We start from the raw sequence: 22579 nt of genomic DNA, 5'->3' as shown, positions 1-22579 counted from the left end.
GGCATTTCACTTTCCCTCTCTGGTATGGGGATTTGCCCCATCGCCATCTACCGCAGTAACAGAAGGAGGAATGGATCATGTGGTATGACGCATTTCATTTTCCTTCCCTTGTCTGGGACTGGCCTATCGCTATCTATCTCTTTCTGCTCGGCATCTCTGCGGGGGCCACCACCCTCTCGGTGCTATTGCGCCGCAAGGGGGCTGGCAGCGAGAGCGGCATCATCAAGGCGACTGCCATTCTGGCACCGGCGAGCGTGGTGCTGGGGTTACTGATCCTTATCTTCCATCTGGCCCGCCCCTGGACCTTCTGGAAGCTGATGTTTCACTACCAGTTCGACTCCGTGATGTCGATGGGGGTCATGCTGTTCCAGCTCTATATGGCGGTGCTGTTCGCCTGGCTGGCGGTGGTGTTTCGCTCCGAGATCGAGACCCTGCGCAGCCGGTTGCTGAAAGAGAAGTTCGCCTTTGTGGATGGACTGATCGCCCTGTTGGCACGCGTTGAAACCTTGCTGGCACCGCTGTTGCTGCTACTCGCCGTGCTGCTGGGGGCCTACACCGGCTTTCTGCTCTCGGCGCTCAAGACCTATCCGCTGCTCAACAACCCGGTGCTACCGGTGCTGTTTCTGGTCTCGGGCATCAGCTCCGGCATCGCCGCCACCATCTTGCTGGCGGTGACGATCTTCAAGGAGAACCATCACAGCCAAGGGGTGAGCTTTGTCCACCGCTTCGAGCGGCCGCTGCTGGCGGTGGAGGTGCTGCTGCTGATCTGCTTCTTTACCGGCCTCTATTTTGGTGGTGGTCAGAAAGAGGTGGCGATGTGGGCCGCCATCGGCAGCGGTTTCTGGGCTCAGGTGTTCTGGGTCGGGGTGGTGGGGATCGGCATGCTGCTGCCCCAGCTGCTCGCCCTGTTGACCCCGGCGCCCCTGCGGGAGCGAAACGGCCATCTGGTGCTGGTCTGCAGCCTGACCCTGGTGGGGATCCTGCTGCTGCGCTACTTCGTGCTATACGCCGGTCAGATGACGGTCGTATAACAACCCGTTCACGCTCCTGCTGCGAGGCCGTGATCAAGGCTCATGTGCTGCTCGGAATCCTCATGTATTCACATACACTCCGGTTCCTGCGCTGCTCTTTACCTTGCTGACAACCTCTCGCGACGGATCGTGGACAGGTTATAAAAGTGGGGAACAAGCACCAACCACCTTCAGGTGACTGGTGCTGGTTTGTTGCTGGCCCAATGAATTTCTGGTGATGCCACACCCGCTGCCTGCCGAGTCTCCCCGCCAAACAGGAGACAACGCGGCGTATGTGCCATGACATGAATGAGATCAAAGATTGAACCTGGAGGTTTTGTGCTGGCAGAGCTTGGCTATCTCTCACTGCTACTGGCAGCGGTACTCTCGCTGCTGCAGGGCACCTTGCCCTGGCTGGGATTGCGGCTCGCCTCCCCGACTCTGCTGCGCAGCGCCACGCCGCTGGCGCTGAGCAACGCCATCCTGCTGGGGGCAGCCCTGCTGCTGCTCGCCAGCTGCTTTGCCCGGGATGATTTTACCGTCAGCTATGTGGCCCAACACGCCAACAGCGCCCTGCCCCTTGGTTTCAAGCTCGCTGCGGTCTGGGGCGGCCATGAAGGCTCTATGCTCTTTTTCGTCTTTGCACTGGCCCTGTGGGGGGCCTTGGTGGCGCTTTGTTCGAAGCGGGTCGATCCGCTGATCACCGCCCGGGTACTGGCCATCATGGGGCTGATCGTCGGTTTGTTCGCCCTCTATACCCTGATCTTCTCCAGCCCGTTTGACCGCCAGTTTCCGGGGCCGCTGGAGGGGCGCGATCTCAACCCCATGCTGCAAGATATCGGTCTTATCATCCACCCGCCCCTGCTCTATCTCGGTTACGTCGGCTTTGCGGTCAACTTCGCCTTCGCCATGGCGGCGCTGCACTCGGGCAGGCTGGATGGCGCCGTGGCCCACTGGAGTCGCCCCTGGGCGCTCGGCTCCTGGGTGTTTCTCACCGCCGGTATCGTACTGGGCTCCTGGTGGGCCTATTACGAGCTCGGCTGGGGCGGCTGGTGGTTCTGGGATCCGGTAGAAAACGCCTCCCTGCTGCCCTGGCTGCTGGGCACTGCCCTGCTGCACGCGCTTGTAGTGTGCGAGAAGCGCGGCGCCTATGGTCACGCCGTGCTGTTGCTCTCCATCTTCACCTTCACCTTGAGCCTGCTCGGCACCTTTGTGGTGCGCTCCGGGGTACTCACCTCGGTGCACGCCTTTGCGGTGGATCCCGACCGCGGCCTCACCCTGTTGCTGCTGCTCGGTATTCTGCTCACCACGGCGCTCACCCTGTTTGCCCTGCGTGCCGACACCCGCGCTCCTTACGCCCGCTTCGGCCTCTGGTCAAAGGAGGGGCTGCTCGGCGGCGCCATCCTGCTGCTTTGCGTGGCCTGCGCCAGTGTGCTGCTCGGCACCTTCTACCCCATGGTGTTCCAGTCCCTCCATCTGGGCTCCCTCTCGGTAGGCGCCCCCTACTTCAATACCATCTTCGTGCCGCTGGCCCTGCTGCTGATGGGGCTGATGACCCAGCTGCCGCGCCTGCGCTGGCAGCAGCTTGCCGCAGGTTCCCAGCTCAACACCCTGTTGCCGCCACTGTTTGGCCTGCTTGGTGGCGGTCTGCTTAGCCTTGCCTATCTGGAACAGGGATCGTTTTCCGGTAGCTGGAGCGGTATCCTCGCCAATATGGTGAGCCTCTGGCTGATGGCCAGCCTGCTACTCAATACCCCATGGCGCGAGCTGACCCTAAATCGACTAGGCAGTCTGCTGGCCCACCTCGGGGTGGCGGTGTGCGCCCTCGGCATTGCCCAAGTGAGCCACCACAGTCAGGAGGGGGGTACTGTGCTTGGCGCCAACCAACCCTACCAGCTCGACGCGTTCGAATTTCGCTATGAAGGGCGCGAACCGGTGATCGGCCCCAACTATACCGCCGAGCGGATCACTCTTAGCGTGCATCAGGACGGTAAAGAGGTGGCGCGGCTGACGCCGGAGCGGCGCCACTACAGCGTGCGTACCATGAACATGAACGAGCCCGGCATCGCGTGGGGGCTGTTGGGCGATCTCTACGTAGTGCTTGGCGAGAAGATGGGGCCAGATGCCTATGCCATGCGGCTGCACTACAAGCCGCTGGTGCGCTGGATCTGGCTCGGCGGCCTGCTGATGATGGCGGGCGGCACCCTGCGCCTGCTCGCCCGTCGCCCCTTGCTCGCCTCCCGCCCCATTACGGTTGGCGAGTCCAACCCCCGACTCGAACTGGAGGCGTTATGAGATCCCGCCTGCGCCTCTTTCTTCCCCTGCTGCTGACCCTGGCCCTCGGCGCTCTGCTCTGGCTTGGCCTTGGCAACAATCCCTACAGCCAGGATGAGGCGACCCTGGGGCGTACCCTGCCTGCGTGGCAGAGCGACAATCTGCTGGGTGGAAGTCCGATCCAGACCGCCAGCCTCAAGGGCGAGCCCTTTGTGCTTAACGTCTGGGCCAGCTGGTGCGTCAACTGCCGCGCCGAGCATCCGCTGCTCACCGAGCTGGCGGGCACAGTGCCCCTCTACGGTCTCAACTATCGGGACAAGGGGGATGCGGCCCGCGCCTGGCTTATCCAGGCGGGCAACCCCTATCGCGCCGTGCTGGCCGACCCAGAAGGGAAACTGGCACTAGAGCTCGGCGTCTATGGCACGCCGGAGACCTATCTGTTTGACGCCGATGGCGCCCTGCTTGCCCGCCACACCGGCGAGCTTACCAAAGGGATCTGGCAACGTCAGTTTGCCCCCCTGCTCGACAAGGCACGAACTGACGCACAGATGAAGACCGCCACAACGGCACCAGCAATTGCGCCATCAGCTCGGGAGACACAGCCATGATGTGCCGTTCTCTTGCCTGCGCCCTGCTGGCCCTCGGCATGCTGCTGAGTGCAACTGCATTTGCCAGCGGAGTCGATACCTATCAGTTTCGCCACCCCGAGCGGCAGATCCGCGCTCAGGAGCTGGCCCGCGCCTTGCGCTGCCCCCAGTGTCAGAACCAGAATCTGGTGGAGTCCAACTCCCCCATCGCCCGGGATCTGCGACTCGAGGTCTATCGCTGGGTGGATGAGGGGCAGAGCAACGAGCAAGTGATCGCCCGCATGACGGAGCGCTTTGGCGATTTCGTCCGCTACGATCCCCCCTTCAAAGCCAGTACCCTGCTGCTGTGGGGCGGCCCCCTGCTGCTGTTGGGGCTGGCGCTGTTGACTCTGTTTCGCCGCCTGACACGCACAAAGACGCAGACCATCCCTGTCGTTAAGGCAATTGTTGAGGCAATCGTTGAGTCAATCCATCAACCCGCGGCCGATCCGCGCAGCGAATTGAATTTGCTGATCATGCACAGGGAGCAGGCAGGCCTATCTCCAGACCAACCGCTATACGGGGAGCTGAGCTCCGCCCGCCTGGCCAATGCCATCCCGGCGGCGGAGCTGACCCTGCGCGCGCGACTGGCCAGCCAGCATGACAATCGCGGGTGCAATAACCGGCACACCCGCGCCTTGTTGCTGCTTGGCATCATGGTACTCGCGGCCGTTGCCGCTGTGTATATAAGCAGCGGCCGTTATCAGGCATGGCAGGCTCATGCATCCCGTCCCGATCCACTGGCCGGGCTGAGCCCGCGGGATCTGCAAGACAAGGAGCTGGGCGCCCTGCACCAGCGCCTGCAGACCAACCCCGCCGATCTCGACGGTTGGGCGGCGCTCGGCCAGCTCTATCTCTATCGGAACGAGTACGACAACGCCCTGCTTGCCTATCAGCGTCTTGCCCTGCTGGAAGGGGGCGCCAGCGCAGCGACCCAGGCCGCGCAAGCCACCGTGCTCTTCTACCAGGCGGGCCAGCAGCTTACTCCCGAGGCAACCCGCCTGCTGGAGAGCGCCCTCAAGCAAGATGCGGGGGAAGTGAGCGCCCTGATGCTGCTCGCCTCCGATCACTTTCTGCATGGTCGCTACAGCCAGGCCATCGCCCTTTGGCAGCAACTGCTCGATGACGAGCGCCCTCGCATCAACCGGGCCGCGCTGATTGAGGCGATCCAGACAGCGAGAATAATGGGCGGGTAACCCCTTGATTGGGGAGAGATAATCGTGGTGATATGGCGCCGCGACCACGCAAGTGGCTCAGCCCCATATTTCAATAGACAAGGATGTCTGGATGCAACTCACCCTGTTAAACGACTCGGGCAAATTCGATGGGCTCGATGACACCATTACCCACGTCTTTGCCGAGACGGCGAACAAATTGAATGCCTTGTTCGATCTCTCCCAACTGGATGTCACCTTCAGCCCTTTTGCCGAGGGGGATGCTCCCGACTCGGGTATCGGTGGCTGGGCCATCAACATGTATCGAATAGAACTCCAGCTTGCTCTGGAGAGGCCCGACATCAAAGAGGTGATCATCACCGAATTGCCTGCCGTGCTGGCCCACGAAGTCCACCATATCGTGCAAAAGAAGAACAAGGTGACCGCAGAGACACTGGCCGAAAACCTGATTTTTGAAGGGCTGGCCTGCTACTTTGAGCAAAGGTTCAATGGTGGCACACTCCCCTCGCTGTTCAAGGAGTCTCATCATCATGACTGGCAATCGATCCTGGCAGAGATGACGCCCCATCTATCCAGCAAGCAGTTCAACTTTTTAGACTTTTTCTACTGCCGTGATAACCGGCCATTTCCCAAATATGCCGGTTACTGGGTGGGGTTCAATCTGGTGGCCAACTATCTGGCCAAAAATGGACTGAATGAAATAGAGGTCATGGGCCTACCCGCCGAGGCGTATTTCAATTAACACGCCTTCACACTGTTCGTGGCTATCACAGAGCCCAAATCCGGAGAGAAGATCATGATCCCCATTCGCTGCAAGGCCGTCTCCGGCGTTGCCCTTACCACTGTCGATGGCGAAACAAAATTGCTGGTGATGAAACGGGTCAAGGGGGGCTTCTGGTGTCATGTGGCGGGCACGGTGGAGGCGGGTGAAACCGGCTGGCAGACCATTATTCGGGAGTTTGGCGAGGAGACGGGGATCAGGGTCACCGAACTCTACAACGGCCAGTATCTGGAGCAGTTCTACGAGGCGAGCCTCAATACAATAGAGATGGTGCCGGTCTTTGTGGTCTATTGCCCGCCCAATCAGGCGGTGACCCTCAACGACGAGCACACAGACTATCGCTGGTGTTCCCTGGCCGAGGCCAAGGCGCTGGTGAGTTTCCCCGGCCAGCAGGCGCTCTACGACCATATCTGGCACCATTTTGTCGATAACGCCCCCTCTCACCTAATGCGGGTCGATATCCGCTGACCGCGCGCAATCCCTCCCCCACAAATGCAACACGCCCCCGGATGGGGGCGTGTTGTATCTAAAGCCAGTGGAGCTCTTTCATTAGACCACGCCGATGGCCTACGGCCGCTCGCCAGCGGCCAGACGGCGGTTGATATCGGTGATAACCGGGGCGATGTCGGCAAGGGTATCAATCACATAGTGCGCACCCGCCGCCCGCAGTTTAGCCTCGGCCGGTGCGCGCCGGGCGGCGATATCCGCCTCGCTCATGGCGGCAAACTCTTTCCAGGTAGCGCCAAACCCGTTGCCGGAGACCGACAGCCCCACAGTCCACATACCGGCGTTCAGCCCTTCGCTAATACCCGGCACAGCGTCATCCACCTTGATGCAGCGATGCACGGCGCTTATTCCCAGCTCAATCACGTTGGCCAGCGCCATCCAGGGGCCGGGGCGACCACCCGCCTTGAGATCGTCGGTGGCGACCCAGTGATCCGGCCGATAGCCGTGATCGGCCGCGGCTGGCACCAGTGCCTCCATCACCGGGCGGGGGTAGCCGGAGCAGGAGCCAATGCGCAGCCCCTGCGCTCGCAGCCCATCCAGCACCGGCAGCACACCGGGGATCGGGGCAGCAAAGCGGGTCACGGCGGCAATCTGTAGCGGCATAAAGGTGTGATAGAGGTGGTCCACCTCGGCGTGGCTCATGGGGTGACCAAAGCGAGCCTGCCAGCGCGCATCCACCGAGGGCAGACGGCCCAGCGCGGCGATATGATCCCACTTGCCCAACCCCATGGGCTGGCGCGCTTCATCCAGGGTCACAGCAAAGTCATAGGCGCGGGCGAAGGCCTCGACGAAGATGGAGGTGGGGGCGAAGGAGCCGAAATCGACGACGGTGCCAGCCCAGTCGAGGATCAGCGCCTCTACGTCAGTGGTCGGGTGGATGGCAATCTGCAAGTCAGTCATGGTGGTGTTCCTGTTCCGGTGAAAGTGCGATCTCGCCAAGGGCGCGATCGAGAATGGTGATGGCGCGCACCAGATCGGCGCGGGCGATATTGAGCGGCGGCGAGAGTTGGATGACGTTGCCCTGGGAGACCTTGAAGCTGAGCCCCAGTTCCAGACAGCGGTAGAGCAGCCGCTCGGCAGCCTGGCTATTGCGGGTGCGACTCTGGTGATCGACCACCAGATCGAGCGCCCACAAGAGACCGATACCGCGCACCTGCCCGATCAGCGGGTGACGCTCGGCAAGCGCCGCGAGCTCTACCGCCATAAAGCGGCCATCCTCCTGCGCTTTTGCCAACAATCCAGCTTCGCGGATTGTCTCTATAGTGGCGAGGGCCGCCGCGCAGCCGATAGGGCTCTTCTCGTGGGTGTAGTGACCGAGTGAAATAGCTGCCGCCTGATTGAAATGGTCGCGGGTGATGAGCGCTGCAAACGGCACCACCCCGCCCCCCAACCCCTTGCCCAAACAGATGATGTCGGGCTCGATGCCAAACTCTTCAAAGCTGAACCAGTGGCCGGTGCGGCCCAAGGCATTCGGGATCTCATCGACAATCAGCAGCACCTTGTGGCGATCACAGATCTCCCGCACCCGTTGCCAGTAGGCTTTTGAGGGCACCTGAACATCGGTGTTGCGGATCGGCTCGGCGATAAAGGCACCTATTCCTCCCTCCTTCTCGATGACGTACTCCAGATAATCGGCGTAATGCACATCATCCCCCTCCCCGCGATACCAGACGCCGCGATAGCGGGTAGGCGGCGGGATGCGCTCCACCCCGGCCATCAGCGGGCCCATACCGGCGCGAAAGCAGGCCTCGCCGCCGACCGAAATGGCATCGAGGGAGGCGCCGTGAAAGGCATCCCACAGGGACACCACCTTGCTGTTGCCGGTGATGAAACGGGCGAGCTTCAAGGCAATCCCCACCACCTCGCTGCCGCCGGGGGCGAACAGCACCCGATTGAGATCGCCGGGGGCCAGCTCGGCCAGAGTGCGGGCGCAGTCGATGGCGACCTGATGGGTGTAGCGGCGAGGCGCGAACGGCAGATCGGCGAGTTGCTGCTGCACCGCGGCCACCACCCTGGGGTGGCCGTGGCCCAGCTGATGGACGCTGTTGCCGTGAAAATCGAGGTACTGTTTGCCCGATGCGCTGGTCAGCCAGCTCCCCTGCGCGTGCTCAAGCAGATCGAGACAGGGGGTGGAGAGCGCCTGATGGAGGAAGTAGCGGCTATCTTCCGCCAATCCCGCCTGCACCCCGTCACTCTGGCCTGCCCACCAGCGCGCCCGCCCCTCGCCGAGGTTGATATCCCCTTCGCTGTCGGCGCGGCCGCTGCCGTGCAGCTCGTGAGGGTGATACACCATGTCCGCCATCACGCATCCCCTTGCCAGTAGCAGGCGCTGGCCATGGCGGCGAGCAGATCGCGCACCCGCTCTGGGGTCACGTCACCGATATTGCCGATACGGAAGCAGTCGGCTTGCGAGACCTTGCCCGGGTAGATAACAAAGCCCTGCGCCTTGAGTCGCTGGTAGAAGTCGGCGAAGCGGTAGTCCGGGTGGGCCGGGGAGTAGAAGGCGGTAATGATGGGGGATTGCCACTTTGCCTGCAGCAGGGGCACAAAACCCAATGCCGCCATGCCATCCACCAGCGTGCGCTGATTGTCGCTGTAGCGCTGATGGCGGGCGGCAATGCCCCCCTCTTCGTCCAGCTCGCGCAGCGCCTGGGCAAAAGCGAGTACGGTATGGGTGGGCGAGGTAAAGCGCCACTTGCCCCCCTGCTGCTCCATGGTCTGCCACTGGGCATGCAGGTCGAGGGAGACCGAGCGGGCGCGACCGGCACAGGCCGTCAGCGCGGCGCGGCGAGCGATGACGAAGCCAAAACCCGGCACCCCCTGAATACACTTGTTGGCGGAGCTGATCAGAAACTCGATGCCAAGGCGCCCCATGTCGATGGGGATACCGCCAAAGCTGCTCATGGCATCGACGATCAGGCGAATGCCGCAGCGCTGGCAGAGCGCGGCCACCTCCTCGAGCGGATTGAGCATGCCGGTGGTGGTCTCGCAGTGCACCATGGCCAGATGGGTGATCTCGGGGTGACGCACCAGCATGGCTTCAATGGCGGCAGGTTCGGGGCGGGTGGTCTCGCCGCAGTCCAGCTCATGGTGGCGCAGGCCAAGACAGCGGGCCATCTCCCCCATGCGAGCGCCATAGGCACCGTTGTTGATGATCAGCAGGCACTCGTCGGCGCCGATCGCCGAGCCCAGCACGCTCTCCACCACATAGCTGCCGCTCCCCTGCAGCAGCACGGCGCTATAGTCGCTTTCATATTCCGGGCCAGCCGCCAGCCGTACCAGCTCGCGGCGGATGGGCTCCACCACACCAAGATTGTAGTCAGCATCCCAGGTGCAGCTGTCTTGCAGCATGGCGGCGCGCACCGTGGCAGTGGTCGAGAGGGGGCCCGGGGTCAGCAGCAGGTAATCGACAGCGGCAGGGGCCGCAGGAATATGGGTCATGACTTCGCTCCTTTTGGTATATACCAGAATGAGCGCATTGTGGGTAACTGCCCCGCCAAGGTCAAAGGGGTGACGCTACGTGCAACAAAAAATTCATTTTCAGCGCCGGGATCGCGATAATCTAGGAAGCCTGAACAGCAGGGGAAATACTGGTATCTACCAATGCATTTTGACGCCGACGATTAGTGACCAGACCGACGACAAACCCTGTGCCCAACTCATTGCACAACCAGGGATTTTCATGAGCAAACCGCAATATCTGCAGATCAAAGATGCCCTCGCCAACCAGATCCTGGCGGGTGGCCTAGCCCCCAACGACAAGCTCCCCTCCGAGCGACTGCTGGGGGAACTCTACGGCACCACCCGGGTTACCATCCGCGAGGCACTGGTGCAGCTGGAGGCCAACGGCCTTATCTATCGGGAGGATCGCCGCGGCTGGTTCGTCACCCCGCCACGCTTTCGCTTGAACCCCAGACTCACCTCCAACTTTCACCAGATAGTGCGGGAGCAAGGGGGCGAGCCGCGCACCGAGCTGCTGGAGAAAAGCCGCCAGGCGGTGCCGCCCGCGTTGATGGCGCAATTGCAGCTCAAGCCGTTCGACAGCCTGTTTCTGCTCAAACGGCTGCGCTACGCCAACGGGCGCGCCATCTGCTACTGCGAGAACCACTGCCTGCCCGAGCGGGTGCCCGGCCTGCTGGAGCGGGATCTCAACGGCAGTCTGACCGAGATCTACCAGGCCCATTACGCTCTCCACTACGCCCGCATGCAGGTGCGCTTTTTTCCCACCGCCCTGCCGGATGAGGTGGCCAAGGCGCTGGGGGCCACCGCCGGTCTGCCCGCCCTGCGCCTCGAGCGACTCAACTTCGATCAGCACGGCCGGGTGCTCGACTTCGATCTGGAGTACTGGCGCCATGACAGTCTGGAGATCGAAGTGGATACCCAGGATTAGTCACGGACAAATCAGGAACGGCAAAACGTCACGGGGCTGTCACGGTTACGTCATAAAGATCCCCTAGCCTCTCTCTCGACCAATCTGGTTTATACCAAACCAATTTAACTGGAGAAGAGGATGAAACAGGGAACCCATCTGCTGGCCGCCGCCGTGCTGGCTGCCATGACCGCCCCGGCACTGGCCGCGACCGATCTCACCGTCTACACCGCCTTCGAACCGGAGCAGCTCAACGAGCTGAAAACCGCGTTCGAACGCCAGCATCCGGATATCAACATCAAGTGGGTGCGTGACTCCACCGGCGTGGTCACCGCCCGCTTGCTGGCAGAAAAAGCGCAGCCTAAGGCGGATGTGGTGTGGGGACTGGCCGCCACCAGCCTGATGCAACTCGATCAGCAGCAGATGCTCAATGCCTATGCACCGAAAGGGCTGGAGAAGCTCGACAGCCGCTTTCGCGACAGCAAGGCCGAGCCGCACTGGATCGGTCTGGACGCCTTCTTCAGCGCCATCTGCTTCAACAAGGTAGAGGCTGAGAAACAGGGGATCCCGGCACCCACCAGCTGGGCCGACCTCACCAAGCCGATCTACAAGGGCAAGGTGATCATGCCCAACCCCAGCTCCTCCGGCACCGGTTACCTGAGCGTCGCTGGCTGGCTGCAGACCATGGGCGAGCAGCAGGGCTGGCAATTTATGAACGGCCTGCACCAGAATATCGACCGCTACACCCACTCGGGCTCAGCCCCCTGCAAGCTGGCTGCCAGCGGCGAGACGGTGATCGGTATCTCCTTTGACTTCCCGGCCACCAGCCTCAAAGCCAAGGGAGCCCCCATCGAGGTGGTGTTCCCGAAAGAGGGTTCGGGCTGGGACATGGAAGCCGCCGCCATCATCAAGGGCACCCCCAAGCTGGAGGCCGCCAAACAGCTGCTCGACTTTGCCGCCACCGAACAGGCCAACGCCCTCTACAACAAGTCGTTCGCGGTAGTCGCCATCCCCGGGGTTGCCCAACCGAGAGCGGGCTATCCGGCAGATATCAAGGGCCAGATGATCGACAACGACTTTGGCTGGGCTGCCCGCGAGCGCAACGCCATCCTGACCCAGTGGAGCGCCAGCTTCGACGGCAAGACCGAAGCCAAGCAGTAAGCGTGAAGGGCGGCGGTTTGTTCACGCCAGACACACAGCTGCCAATAAACTGCCAGTCGAAGGCCAACAGGTGTTGGCCTTCGTTTTTGGCATAACCCCCCATGTTTGTGTCGCCCTTGATGGGTGGCACGCCACCTGTCTGAACTCGACCATGCCACCCGTTTGCGATCCGCCGTCATCTGACTGTCATCAAGCTGTCATCCCCCGATCACCTGACCGTCACACTTCACCGGCAAACTGGTATATACCAAATCAGTAGCGAGTCGAACCATGACCCAGCCCTATCTGGACATTCAACATCTCAACAAGCAGTTCGGTGCTTTTCAGGCCCTCAAGGGGATCTCTCTGACCATTGAGCCGGGGGAGTTTATCTGCTTTCTTGGCCCCTCCGGCTGCGGCAAAACCACCTTGCTCAGAGCCATCGCCGGGCTGGATCTGCCAGACAGCGGCGAGATCTGGCAAGGGGGGCGCAATATCTCCCGCCTGCCGCCCCAGCAGCGCGACTTTGGCATCGTGTTTCAGTCCTACGCCCTCTTCCCCAACCTGACGGTGGCCCAGAATATCGCCTTCGGCCTTGAGAATCAGGGGCTGGCACGGGATCTCATCAAGGAGCGGGTCGATCACTGGCTGGAGCTGGTGGATCTCACTGCCCAATCCCATAAATACCCGAGCCAGATCTCCGGCGGCCAGCAGCAACGGGTGGCGCTAGCCCGGGCCTTGGCCCTCTCCCCCGGCCTGCTGCTGCTGGACGAACCGCTCAGTGCGCTAGATGCGCTGGTGCGCACCCATCTTCGCAGCGAGATCCGCGCCCTGCAGCAGCGCCTTGGCATCACCACCATCATGGTGACCCACGATCAGGAAGAGGCGCTGACCATGGCCGATCGCATCGTGGTGATGGAGGGCGGCCGCATCGTACAGGTGGGTACCCCGCAGGAGATCTACCACCAGCCTGCCAGCCGCTTTGTGGCGAGCTTCGTCGGCACCATGAACTTTCTCGAGACCCTGGTGCTGAGCCCCACTCAGGTGCGCCTCAACGAACAACCGCTGCAACTCGCCAATCAGGCCGCGGCCGGCAGCAAATTGCAGGTGGCGATCCGCCCCGAGGCGATCACCCTGAGTGCGCCGAGCGAGCCGTATCTTGGCCAGCACGGCATCGAAGCGCTGATTGATCAGGTGGAGTTTCTCGGCGCCGCCCAGCGCCTGATCTGCACCGCCGACACCTATCTGGGGCCGCAACAAATTCTGGTGGAGCGCCCGACCCACGAGCTGCCCCGCCACGAACAGGGGGGGTGGCGCAGCGGTATGCGCTGCTCGCTGCACTGGCCCGCCGGGGCGATGCAACTGTTTGAAGGAGAGCGCCCATGACAGCCCCCCTTGCGACCTCCTCCCTGTTGGCGCCAACGACAGTCCGGCAAGACTCCCGCTGGCAGCGGCTTTGTCGCGGCTGGAGCCGGGATCAACTGCTGCAACTCCTGCTGCTTGTGCTAGGTATTGCCCTGCTCACTGGCGGTCTGCTGCTGCCACTGCTCACCATGCTGCAAAAGAGCCTGCAGGATGAGAACGGCCTCTGGGTGGGCCTTGCCAACTTCAGCGCCTACTTCGACTCCCCTCATCTGGGGCGCACCATAGGAAACACACTCTGGCTCGGGGTGCTGATCACCACGCTGGTGGTGACCATCGCCTTTGGCTACGCCTATGCCCTCACCCGCACCTGCATGCCGGGCAAGGGCCTGTTTCGCCTCATTGGTTTGATCCCGCTGTTGATGCCCTCCCTGCTGCCCGCCATCAGTCTGGTCTACTGGTTCGGCAATCAGGGGATAGCCAAGGGGCTGCTCGGCGGCGAGAGCATCTACGGCCCCATCGGCCTCGTTATTGGTCTGGGCTTCTGGTGCTTTCCCCACGCCCTGATGATCCTTATCACGGCGCTCGGTCAGAGCGATGCCCGCCTCTATGAAGCCTCCCGGGTGCTGGGCAGCAGCGGCTGGCGCACCTTTGTCACCGTCACCCTGCCCACCGCCCGCTATGGCCTGCTCAGCGCCGCCATCGCGGTCTTCACCCTCACCATCTGCGACTTCGGGGTGGCCAAGGTGATTGGCGGCCAGTACAGCGTGCTGGCCACCGACATCTACCGGCAGGTGATCGGGATGCAGAACTTCTCGCTGGGCGCAGTGGCCAGCGTCACCCTGCTGCTGCCAGCGCTCTTGAGCTTTGCCCTGGAGCACAGAGTACGCAGCAAGATGCAGGAGCAGAGCAGCACCAAGGCGGTGCCCTATCAGCCCAAACCCCATCGGCTGCGGGATCTACTGGCGCTCGGCTGGTGTTCGCTGTGGGCGCTGCTGTTTCTGGCACTGGTCGGGATGGCGGTTTACGGCTCGCTGGTGCAGTTCTGGCCCTATAACCTGACACTGACGCTCGATCACTACGCCTTTGACAGCAACAGCGTCTATGGCTGGCAGCCCTTTACCAACACCTTGCAACTTGGTCTCTATACCGCCCTTGTGGGCACAGTGCTGGTGATGGTGCTGGCTTGGGCGCAGGAGAAGGGGCGCCACTTCGCGCCGCTGCGCCAGTTGCTGCATCTGCTTGCCATGCTATCGCTGGCGGTGCCCGGCATGGTGCTGGGGCTGGGTTACATCTTCTTTTTCAACGGCAATCCGCTGTTTGGCGGTCTCTACGGCACTCTCTATGGCACTCTGCCGCTGATGGTGCTCTCCTGCGTCATCCACTACTACACGGTGGGTCATATGACGGCGCTGACCAGCCTGAAACAGTTGCCCAAGGAGCTGGAACTGGTGGCCATCTCATTACGCATTCCGCTCTGGAAGGCGTTCTGGCGAGTCACCCTGCCCGCCTCCCTGCCCGCACTGCTGGAGATCTTTATCTATCTGTTCGTCAACGCCATGACCACCACCTCGGCGGTGATCTTCCTCTATTCGAGCGACAGCGTGCTCGCCTCCATTGCCGTGCTCAACATGGAAGATTCCGGTGACACCGCCGCGGCCGCCGCCATGGCCACCCTGATCCTGCTGGCCGCCGCCACCGTCAAGCTGCTTCAGCTCTTTTTGAGCCGCGCCCTGCTGGATCGTACCCAGCGCTGGCGCCACCAATAACCTTATCGAGGAGTCATCATGTCCACTCTCCCCTTCTGGCTGGCCGAGGCGCTGGCCGCCGAACAGCCCGCGCCCCCCACGCCCCTTCACGGCAACCACGAGGTCGATGTTTGCATCGTCGGTGGCGGCTTTACCGGGCTGTGGAGCGCCATCGCCCTTAAACAAGCCGAGCCACACTTGCGCATCCTGGTGCTGGAAAAAGATCGCTGTGGCAGCGGCGCCTCCGGGCGCAACGGCGGCTGCCTGCTCACTTGGTCGGCCAAGTACCTGACGTTAAAGCGTCTGTTTGGCGAGCAGCAGGCAGCCTGGCTGGTGCAAGGCTCCGAGCAGGCGGTGCACGAAATAGCCCGCTTCTGCGAGGCGCACCAGATAAACGCGGAACTGAGGGTCGAGGGCTCCTGCTACACCGCCACCAGCGAGGCCCAGCGCGGCCTGATGGATCCGGTATTGCGGGAGCTGGAGCGAGCCGACCTTAACCAGTGGCAGGCGATTGCGGATGATGAACTGGCGAGCCAGAGCGGCTCCCACGTCCATCTGGAGGGGCTCTACAGCCCCCACGCGGGTTCGGTGCAACCGGCGCTGTTGGTGCGCGGCCTGCTGCGGGTGGCGCGGGAACTGGGGGTCGAGGTTTATGAACACTCTCCCATGCAGCGCCTCGACGCTGGCCAGCCTGCGCGGGTGCAAACCCCACAGGCAAACGTGCTCGCCCGCAAGGTGGTGCTGGCCCTCAACAGTGCCATGGTGCAGCACTTTCGCGAATTTCGCCGCAGCATAGTGCTGGTCTCCTCCGATATGGTGATAACCGACCCCGCGCCGGATGCACTGGCCGCCCAGCAGCTTGCGCACGGCCGCAGCGTGGTGGATGGCCGCACCTTTGTGCACTACTACCGCTCGACCCCACAAGGGCGGCTGATGCTGGGCAAGGGGGGCAACACCTTCGCCTTTGCCAACCGCCATCTGGCCGAGTTCGATGCCCCCAGCCGTTATCTTACCCCCCTCACCCACACTCTGCGTCGCTTCTTTCCAGCACTTGCAGAGGTGCCCATCGCTGCCAGCTGGTGCGGTGCCTCCGACCGCTCGGTGGATGGCCTCCCCTTCTTCGGCCACTGGCGAGGGCAGCCCAATATCGTCTATGGCCTCGGCTATTCTGGCAACGGAGTGGCACAGAGCTGGATCGGCGGCCAGATCCTGGCGGCTTTGGTGCGCGATGAAGTGCGGGAAGCGGACAAGCCGTGGCTCGAATGCGCCCTAGTCAGCGGACCGCGCGGCTATTTTCCGCCCGAACCGTTTCGCTGGCTGGGCGCCATGGCGGTGCGCAATGCCATCCGGCGCAAAGAACGGGCGGAAGATGAGAACCGCCCGGTGGCCTGGTATGACAAACAGCTGGCCAAACTTGCCGATGCGGCGGGCAAAGCGGATAAATAACCCGGCGATACCGGGCTACCATTGCCCATATTGCTCAACTCTGCTCCCGCTTATTCAAATGCCGACCCGAGGGTCGGCATTTTTATGGCGCGGCGTGACTGGCCGATCTTATTGCGAGGCAAGATCCGCAGTGCCCTCTCACCGAGTGTAAATTGACAGGAAAAAAGAGATGAGCATCTCTTGATCCCCGTTTGCCTGTGACATGACCCCGCCCGTGTTGCATGCTCGTTGGCATGACCAAAAAACAATTATCGAGTTGGCGAAACGCCTCATCCCACACACTGATAACGCTTCCAAACCGCCATCCAGTAACGGGACTGGCAGCACGCCACCTGTTCGGCCGCGTACGACTTCCGGTAGAAAACGCGGTGCCCAGCTCGGTTCGATAACCCCGAAGGTGGCGTTGGCGAGCGACAATACACATTTGGCATGCATGTCCTGCCCGAATATGTCATCAATGTGGCTGAGAATGCTTTCGTGATTACGCTTTCGACTACTCAGCTCGGTATTAGCGGGGCAAGAACGCAGTTCATACCTCAGACGCCTCGCTCATATGAGAAGATGGCTAAGGCGATTATTGGTGCAGGATAAATGGCGGCTGGTTTTAAAAACAGCTACAGGATAGGCCCGGATGAAAGATCTTTCATCTTGGCTGGCAGACATTATCAGGCAGCTCAATATTGCGGAGCGGGCGCCTGCGCACCTTAAAAATTAAACTCCGCGGCACTGTTCTCGGCTCTGGGCGCAGCGGAGATAATTTATCAGAATGACTTTTTCAAATGGGATTTATGCTGTTCCAGCAAATTCTCGGGAGGGGGTGGCACCTGCAGGTAGAACCCCTGGGTGGTCAGCGCGGCCATCACCTTGTTGACATCGGCCATCCCCAAGGGCTTGCTCGGGTCCAACTTGCTCATCAAGACCAGCTCGGGACGCCCGAATGCGGTCAATAATGGCTCTGGTACGCGGGAGAAATCCTCTCTTCTTTCAACAAAAAGGTAGGTCTCGGCTTTTTTGCGACTTTTATAGACTGCACACAACATGGAAATTGATATAATCCGACGAGTTTATTGCCTCTGGTGGGGGCAAACTATAACATCAGGAATTGAATAACAATAACGGATTAGCATCTCTGCCTCGGGGAAGATTCATGGTTGATCGCGATAACGAATTGAAAGGGACTACCTTCACTATTTCTGTGTTGCATATCAGCGATGGCGAGCCTGAGCGGATCCGTCAGTTGTTGGCCGAAAAAGTGGCTCAGGCACCCTACTTTTTTAATTGTGCGCCACTGGTGGTCAATGTTTCCCGGCTGGAACATATCCCCGATTTCGAACAGCTCAAGGAGCTGGTGGAGTCTGAGGAGTTTGTGCTGGTCGGTATCACAGGGGCGCGCACTGAAGAGATGAAGACCGCCGCCAAGGCGGTTGGGCTGGCAGTCATGGCCTCGGGAAAAAGTCGCAGTAGCGAGTTCGAACCGACACTGGCACCGGCTGCGCCCGTGGTAATCCCCGAGCCAGAGCCTGCCCCCGTGATCCCGACCAAGGTGCATGTGGGGCCGGTGCGTTCCGGCCAGCAGATTTATGCTGCTGGCAGCTCGCTGGTGGTGCTCGGCTCCGTCAGTCCGGGCGCTGAAGTGCTCGCCGATGACAGCATTCATATTTATGGCACCCTGCGTGGCAGAGCCATTGCCGGTGCCCGGGGCAATGCCCAGGCCCGGATCTATTGCCAGCAATTACAGGCCGAGCTGCTTTCCATCGCAGGCACGTTCCAGTTGAGCGATGCACTGCCAGCAGGCCTGATCCAGCAACCGGTACACGTCCGGCTGGACAACGAACAACTCCGAATAGACCGTATCAAATAGAGTTACAAGGAAGCGAGAATGGCGCGAATCATAGTCGTTACATCGGGTAAAGGTGGCGTTGGCAAGACCACAACCAGTGCGGCCCTGAGCACCGGTTTAGCCCAGCGCGGTCACAAGACTGTGGTCATTGATTTTGACATAGGCCTGAGAAATCTGGATCTCATCATGGGCTGCGAACGGCGCGTGGTGTATGACTTTGTCAATGTCATCAACGGGGAAGCAAACCTCAATCAGGCACTGATCAAGGATAAACGCTCAGAAAATCTGTTTATCCTGCCCGCCTCCCAGACCCGCGATAAAGACGCCCTCACCCGTGAAGGGGTTGAAAAGATCCTGGATCAGCTGGCCGAAATGAAGTTCGATTACATCGTCTGCGACTCCCCGGCAGGGATCGAGGCAGGTGCGCTGATGGCGCTCTATTTTGCCGATGAGGCCATCGTTACCACCAACCCGGAAGTCTCTTCCGTGCGTGACTCGGATCGTATCCTCGGCATCCTGGCCTCCAAGTCCCGTCGCGCCGAACGTGGCGAAGACCCCATCAAGGAGCACCTGCTACTGACCCGCTACTGCCCGACCCGCGTTAACCGTGGTGATATGCTGAGCGTGCAGGATGTGCAGGAGATCCTGGCGATCCCGTTACTTGGGGTGATCCCCGAGTCCCAGGCGGTACTGCGCGCCTCCAACTCCGGCGAACCCGTCATACTGGACAAGGAATCTGACGCAGGCAAAGCATACGAAGATGCGGTTTCCCGTTTGCTGGGTGATGCCAAAGAATTTCGTTTTCTGGAAGAAGAAAAGAAGGGCTTCTTTAGCCGACTGTTCGGGAGTTAATCATGTCATTATTGGATTATTTTCGTTCCAGCAAGAAACCGAATACCGCACAGATGGCCAAAGAGCGGTTGCAGATCATTGTTGCTCACGAGCGTTCATCCAGAGGGGGGCCGGATTACCTGCCCCAGCTCAAGCAGGACATCCTTGATGTCATTCGTAAATACGTCAACATTGATCCGGAGAAGATCACCGTCCAACTGGATCAGAAGAGTGATGAGCTGTCAGTGCTGGAGCTTAATATCACCTTCGCTGATGACAAAAAGGGATAAGCTGACGCCCTATGCGTAACCCAGTTCCCCAATAAAGACCGGATCCTTAACCAGGATCCGGTCTTTTATTTGCTCAAACAGCCACAGCGATGCACCTCACCTCGCCAAGGTGGCCGCTGATCGCTAGAATAGCGCCGCCCCCACTGGCATGGGTCAGTGCAGGCACCTTCTTCTCTTTTTTGGAACCGACCGTTTATGCCTTTGAATGACGAAATGCACAGCGTCGAAGAGCTGCTCGACACCGCTCTCGAACTTTTTATGGAGCTGGCCTCCGATAATCTGCCAGAGCAGGAGATCGCCCGTTTTAATCAGGAGTTCAACGATCACGGCCTGCTGGCTGAAACAGACCCGGCAGATGACTGGGAAGCGGACGTGGGTTTTGCGGTGAGCGACACCGATTATGCCGAGATCTGGATCGGCCTTGGCAATGAAGAACAAGAGTACGAGCACCTGTTTGCCCGCATGCTGCTCTCCCGCCGTGTTGATGAAAAGTTCTGCCACATCGAATGGCTGCCCCAATAATTCCGGATCCCGATGATCCCAGCCACTATCAGTGGCAGTCAGATCCTGACTCCGTGGCTCCCGTGCGCGCATCTGCATCGCTTGGCCGCCGGGTGCTGAGGTGGGCAGGCAGAATCGCGCTGACCGGGCTGCTCTGCTCGGTCGGTTCGATCGCCCTGTTGCGCTTTATCGATCCACCGATGTGGAGCTGGCGCATCGAGCGGGCAATGTTTCCGCCCGCCAAGATCACTCAGGTTCGCCATGAGTGGGTCGATCTGGCGTCCATCTCCAAAGAGCTGCAGCTGGCGGTGATCGCCGCAGAAGATCAGCGTTTTGCCGACCATAACGGCTTTGACATGGATGCCATCAGCGCCGCATTCAAACACAACCAGCGCAGCGAACGGGTACGCGGTGCCAGCACGCTGAGCCAGCAGACCGCCAAGAACCTGTTTATGTGGAGTGATCGCAGCTTCCTGCGCAAGGGGCTGGAGGCCTGGTTTACCCTGTTGATGGAGCTGGGCTGGGACAAATCCCGCATTCTCGAGGTCTATCTCAATATCGTGGAGTTCGGCCCCGGCATCTATGGCGCCGAAGCCGCTGCCCGCACCTATTTTGGCAAACCGGCCAGCCGCTTGACCCGTTACGAATCATCGCTGCTGGCGGCGGTACTGCCCAATCCGTGGCGCTATCGGATCAAGCCCCCTTCACCCTATGTGCAGAAGCGCTCAGTCTGGATCCGCCGCCAGATGGGGCAGCTGGGCCAGATCACCCTCAATCGGGTGCATCAGGCCGATTAATCGTCAGACTCATCGGATCTCCCTGGTGGGCCCAAATGCCCCCCCACCATCCCTCTGTGGAGGGGCAGATAGTGCCACCACCAGGTCTCCCTGCGCCGTTTGATCTGCTGCCGCCGCACCCGCTGTTTCATACCCTCGCCCCCTTCGCTGAACCGAGTAGTAACCATACGCCGACCACAGCGACTTTGACAGGCTGACGCACTGGTCTGGCTGCCATCGCCAATAATTGCTACAGTAGCGCACCCCGATGTATCTGGAGTGATTTCATGGAACAACGTACCCCGGATCAGCTGGTCGAATGGGCCTATGATCTGTTTCTGGAGCAGGCAGCCGATATGCTGGCCCCTGAGCAAATAGTCGATATCACCCTGGAATTTGAGCAGCGTGGCGCCGTGGAAGCGACCCTGCCCAATGCCGACTGGTCGGCAGAGCTCGGTGAGCCGGTCGATATGGAGCGCTGGGTCGAAGTGTGGGTTGGGTTGCTGGATCATCAGGATGAGTTTGAGGTGATCTTCGCCACCTTCCTGCTGCCCCGGCTGCAAACCGAAGATGAGGTGCATGTGCGCTGGCATCGCCAGCAGCAACCATAAGAAAGGCGCCCTGGGCGCCTTTCTCGTTTCAGATTGTCCTCTCCCGCTCAGGGCTGAGCGGCGATAGCCTTGGCCAGGCAGCGACGGCACCAGCAGACGCTGGCGTCGTTGATCGGCAGTGCTAACAAGTGACTGCACCAGCACTGCTCGATGGTCTGACCGGCAGACACTGCGCAATAGGCGGGTTCACCACAACCAGGACAGGTGTGGCTGCACTTGCTGCCATCCAGCTCGGCCATCACTGCCAACTGGGCTTTGCTATCCATTGCCGACCAGTGACCGATCTCGGTCAGGGTCCGACCGCAACCCAGACAGAGCCCGTCTTTGGCTTTGCACAGACCGATGCAGGGGCTTGGCATCTTATTCGCTGTCCTGAGCCTGCTCGCCTGCTTGCGCTGCACCCGCGTCGGTGAGGGTGATGGCGTTATCTTCGATGACAATCTTGCCCTGCTTGTAGAGGCCGCCGATCGCCTTCTTGAAGGTGCCCTTGCTGATGCCCAGCAGCTTGTAGATGAGTTCTGGCTCGCTCTTGTCACCCACCGCCAGACTGCCACCCTGCTTTTTCATCCGGATCAGAATACGCTCACCAGCATCATCCAACCGGGCCAGACCCGGCTTTTGCAGGGTCAGATCCAGCTTGCCATCTTCGCGCACCTGCTTGACCCAGGCGGTTTGCGGCCGACCGGTCATCACCCGGCCAAACACTTCATTCTTGAACAGCATGCCGGGATATTGACCGTTGACGATCACCTTGATGCCCAGAGGCGAATGTTCGCCCGGCAGCGCGCTCACTTCGTCGCCGACCTTGAACGCGTGATCAGCAGGGGTCAAAAAGCGCTCGATGCGGCTGGTGCCCACCATGCGCCCTTCGTTATCGAGCTGCAGACGCACCAGATAGACATGCCCCACCTGCATCGGTTTGTTCTGCTCGCGGCTGGGCACGAACAGATCCTTTTTCATGCCCCAGTCGAGGAAGGCCCCGATCTTGTTGGCATTGACCACCTTCAGGCCAGCAAATTCGTCCACCATGGCAAACGGCTTGTCAGTGGTGATCACCGGTTCACAATCGGCATCCAGATAGAGAAATACCTGTACGGTATCCTCTGCTTTGATCCCTTCTGGCAATTGGCGTTTAGGCAGCAGCAGTTCACCGTACTCACCGGCTGCCAGCCAGGCACCACGGTCTTCAAGTTCAACGACGGTGAGGGTGTTCATCTTGCCAATCTGCATCATGGAGCTCTCTTTTTTCATTACCCGGATGGACCAATTGAACATGGCCCCTATGGGCGCGC

The 22579-nt window shown here is 60.8% G+C and carries 23 protein-coding genes; 17 read left to right on the top strand and 6 right to left on the bottom strand.

Annotated features, from left to right (window positions below; all coding sequences use genetic code 11):
- Positions 1 to 77 precede the first annotated feature (77 nt).
- From nrfD to ACY8FN_RS13550, 6 genes are all read left to right on the top strand, one after another.
- The gene (nrfD, locus tag ACY8FN_RS13575; RefSeq protein ID WP_463100288.1) at positions 78 to 1031 is read left to right on the top strand and encodes a cytochrome c nitrite reductase subunit NrfD; all 954 of its coding nucleotides are present in this window, start codon (positions 78 to 80) and stop codon (positions 1029 to 1031) included.
- 318 nt (positions 1032 to 1349) lie between these two features.
- Positions 1350 to 3305: a heme lyase NrfEFG subunit NrfE gene (gene nrfE, locus ACY8FN_RS13570; RefSeq protein ID WP_463100287.1), complete on the top strand. Its 1956-nt coding sequence runs from the start codon at positions 1350 to 1352 to the stop codon at positions 3303 to 3305.
- Positions 3302 to 3892, top strand: a complete 591-nt coding sequence (locus tag ACY8FN_RS13565; protein WP_463100286.1) for a DsbE family thiol:disulfide interchange protein — start codon at positions 3302 to 3304, stop codon at positions 3890 to 3892. Before nrfE ends, ACY8FN_RS13565 begins: the two co-directional genes overlap by 4 nt.
- The gene (nrfF, locus tag ACY8FN_RS13560) at positions 3889 to 5106 is read left to right on the top strand and encodes a heme lyase NrfEFG subunit NrfF (protein WP_463100285.1); all 1218 of its coding nucleotides are present in this window, start codon (positions 3889 to 3891) and stop codon (positions 5104 to 5106) included. The genes ACY8FN_RS13565 and nrfF overlap by 4 nt, the downstream gene beginning before the upstream one ends.
- Positions 5107 to 5197: 91 nt before the next feature.
- Positions 5198 to 5827: a DUF2268 domain-containing putative Zn-dependent protease gene (locus tag ACY8FN_RS13555; protein WP_463100284.1), complete on the top strand. Its 630-nt coding sequence runs from the start codon at positions 5198 to 5200 to the stop codon at positions 5825 to 5827.
- Between the two features lie 54 nt (positions 5828 to 5881).
- Positions 5882 to 6334, top strand: coding sequence for an NUDIX hydrolase (locus tag ACY8FN_RS13550; protein ID WP_463100283.1), 453 nt, complete (start codon positions 5882 to 5884; stop codon positions 6332 to 6334).
- 99 nt (positions 6335 to 6433) lie between these two features.
- On the opposite strand, the gene phnX is transcribed toward ACY8FN_RS13550, so the two are convergent.
- The 3 genes from phnX to phnW are packed head-to-tail and all read right to left on the bottom strand — an operon-like array spanning position 6434 to position 9814.
- The gene (gene phnX, locus ACY8FN_RS13545) at positions 6434 to 7273 is read right to left on the bottom strand and encodes a phosphonoacetaldehyde hydrolase (RefSeq protein ID WP_463100282.1); all 840 of its coding nucleotides are present in this window, start codon (positions 7271 to 7273) and stop codon (positions 6434 to 6436) included.
- Positions 7266 to 8675: an aspartate aminotransferase family protein gene (locus ACY8FN_RS13540; RefSeq protein ID WP_463100281.1), complete on the bottom strand. Its 1410-nt coding sequence runs from the start codon at positions 8673 to 8675 to the stop codon at positions 7266 to 7268. The genes phnX and ACY8FN_RS13540 overlap by 8 nt, the downstream gene beginning before the upstream one ends.
- Positions 8675 to 9814 (bottom strand): 2-aminoethylphosphonate--pyruvate transaminase, encoded by a 1140-nt coding sequence (gene phnW / locus ACY8FN_RS13535; RefSeq protein ID WP_463100280.1) that lies wholly within the window; start codon positions 9812 to 9814, stop codon positions 8675 to 8677. The genes ACY8FN_RS13540 and phnW overlap by 1 nt, the downstream gene beginning before the upstream one ends.
- A 241-nt stretch (positions 9815 to 10055) precedes the next feature.
- Here phnW and phnR point away from each other — a divergent pair, with 241 nt between their 5' ends.
- From phnR to ACY8FN_RS13510, 5 genes are all read left to right on the top strand, one after another.
- On the top strand, positions 10056 to 10763 hold the full coding sequence (gene phnR / locus ACY8FN_RS13530; RefSeq protein ID WP_463100279.1) for a phosphonate utilization transcriptional regulator PhnR: 708 nt from the start codon (positions 10056 to 10058) through the stop codon (positions 10761 to 10763).
- Between the two features lie 120 nt (positions 10764 to 10883).
- The gene (locus ACY8FN_RS13525) at positions 10884 to 11903 is read left to right on the top strand and encodes a putative 2-aminoethylphosphonate ABC transporter substrate-binding protein (RefSeq protein WP_463100278.1); all 1020 of its coding nucleotides are present in this window, start codon (positions 10884 to 10886) and stop codon (positions 11901 to 11903) included.
- 270 nt (positions 11904 to 12173) lie between these two features.
- Positions 12174 to 13268 carry a putative 2-aminoethylphosphonate ABC transporter ATP-binding protein gene (locus ACY8FN_RS13520; protein ID WP_463100277.1) on the top strand — a complete coding sequence of 365 codons (1095 nt, stop codon included), beginning with the start codon at positions 12174 to 12176 and terminating at the stop codon, positions 13266 to 13268.
- Positions 13265 to 15013 carry a putative 2-aminoethylphosphonate ABC transporter permease subunit gene (locus ACY8FN_RS13515; RefSeq protein WP_463100276.1) on the top strand — a complete coding sequence of 583 codons (1749 nt, stop codon included), beginning with the start codon at positions 13265 to 13267 and terminating at the stop codon, positions 15011 to 15013. The genes ACY8FN_RS13520 and ACY8FN_RS13515 overlap by 4 nt, the downstream gene beginning before the upstream one ends.
- Positions 15014 to 15031: 18 nt before the next feature.
- Positions 15032 to 16438: an FAD-dependent oxidoreductase gene (locus tag ACY8FN_RS13510; RefSeq protein WP_463100275.1), complete on the top strand. Its 1407-nt coding sequence runs from the start codon at positions 15032 to 15034 to the stop codon at positions 16436 to 16438.
- A 761-nt stretch (positions 16439 to 17199) separates the two neighbouring features.
- Here the strand turns inward: ACY8FN_RS13510 and ACY8FN_RS13505 are convergent.
- Positions 17200 to 17478 (bottom strand): YcgL domain-containing protein, encoded by a 279-nt coding sequence (locus ACY8FN_RS13505; RefSeq protein ID WP_101319837.1) that lies wholly within the window; start codon positions 17476 to 17478, stop codon positions 17200 to 17202.
- A gap of 107 nt (positions 17479 to 17585) precedes the next feature.
- Here ACY8FN_RS13505 and minC point away from each other — a divergent pair, with 107 nt between their 5' ends.
- From minC to ACY8FN_RS13475, 6 genes are all read left to right on the top strand, one after another.
- A complete protein-coding gene (gene minC, locus ACY8FN_RS13500) occupies positions 17586 to 18299 on the top strand; it encodes a septum site-determining protein MinC (RefSeq protein ID WP_101324674.1) in 714 nt (237 codons plus the stop codon).
- Positions 18300 to 18317: 18 nt separating this feature from the next.
- A complete protein-coding gene (gene minD / locus ACY8FN_RS13495) occupies positions 18318 to 19130 on the top strand; it encodes a septum site-determining protein MinD (RefSeq protein WP_042023745.1) in 813 nt (270 codons plus the stop codon).
- A 2-nt stretch (positions 19131 to 19132) separates the two neighbouring features.
- On the top strand, positions 19133 to 19399 hold the full coding sequence (gene minE, locus ACY8FN_RS13490) for a cell division topological specificity factor MinE (RefSeq protein WP_042023747.1): 267 nt from the start codon (positions 19133 to 19135) through the stop codon (positions 19397 to 19399).
- Between the two features lie 195 nt (positions 19400 to 19594).
- Positions 19595 to 19921, top strand: coding sequence for an HI1450 family dsDNA-mimic protein (locus ACY8FN_RS13485; protein ID WP_463100274.1), 327 nt, complete (start codon positions 19595 to 19597; stop codon positions 19919 to 19921).
- On the top strand, positions 19906 to 20697 hold the full coding sequence (gene mtgA / locus ACY8FN_RS13480) for a monofunctional biosynthetic peptidoglycan transglycosylase (RefSeq protein ID WP_463100273.1): 792 nt from the start codon (positions 19906 to 19908) through the stop codon (positions 20695 to 20697). Before ACY8FN_RS13485 ends, mtgA begins: the two co-directional genes overlap by 16 nt.
- 266 nt (positions 20698 to 20963) lie before the next feature.
- Entirely contained in the window at positions 20964 to 21287 is a 324-nt protein-coding gene (locus tag ACY8FN_RS13475; RefSeq protein ID WP_101319834.1) for an HI1450 family dsDNA-mimic protein, read from the top strand.
- A gap of 47 nt (positions 21288 to 21334) precedes the next feature.
- Here ACY8FN_RS13475 and ACY8FN_RS13470 read toward each other — a convergent pair whose 3' ends face one another.
- Together ACY8FN_RS13470 and ACY8FN_RS13465 are read right to left on the bottom strand one after the other, a co-directional pair.
- Entirely contained in the window at positions 21335 to 21646 is a 312-nt protein-coding gene (locus tag ACY8FN_RS13470) for a DUF1289 domain-containing protein (RefSeq protein ID WP_463100272.1), read from the bottom strand.
- Between the two features lies 1 nt (position 21647).
- The gene (locus tag ACY8FN_RS13465; RefSeq protein WP_101324676.1) at positions 21648 to 22538 is read right to left on the bottom strand and encodes a CvfB family protein; all 891 of its coding nucleotides are present in this window, start codon (positions 22536 to 22538) and stop codon (positions 21648 to 21650) included.
- Between the last annotated feature and the right edge of the window lie 41 nt (positions 22539 to 22579).

The organism is Aeromonas sp. 160P, from assembly GCF_055193095.1.
The sequence above is the reverse complement of the archived record's forward strand: the minus strand, read 5'-3'. Positions and strand labels throughout refer to the sequence as shown.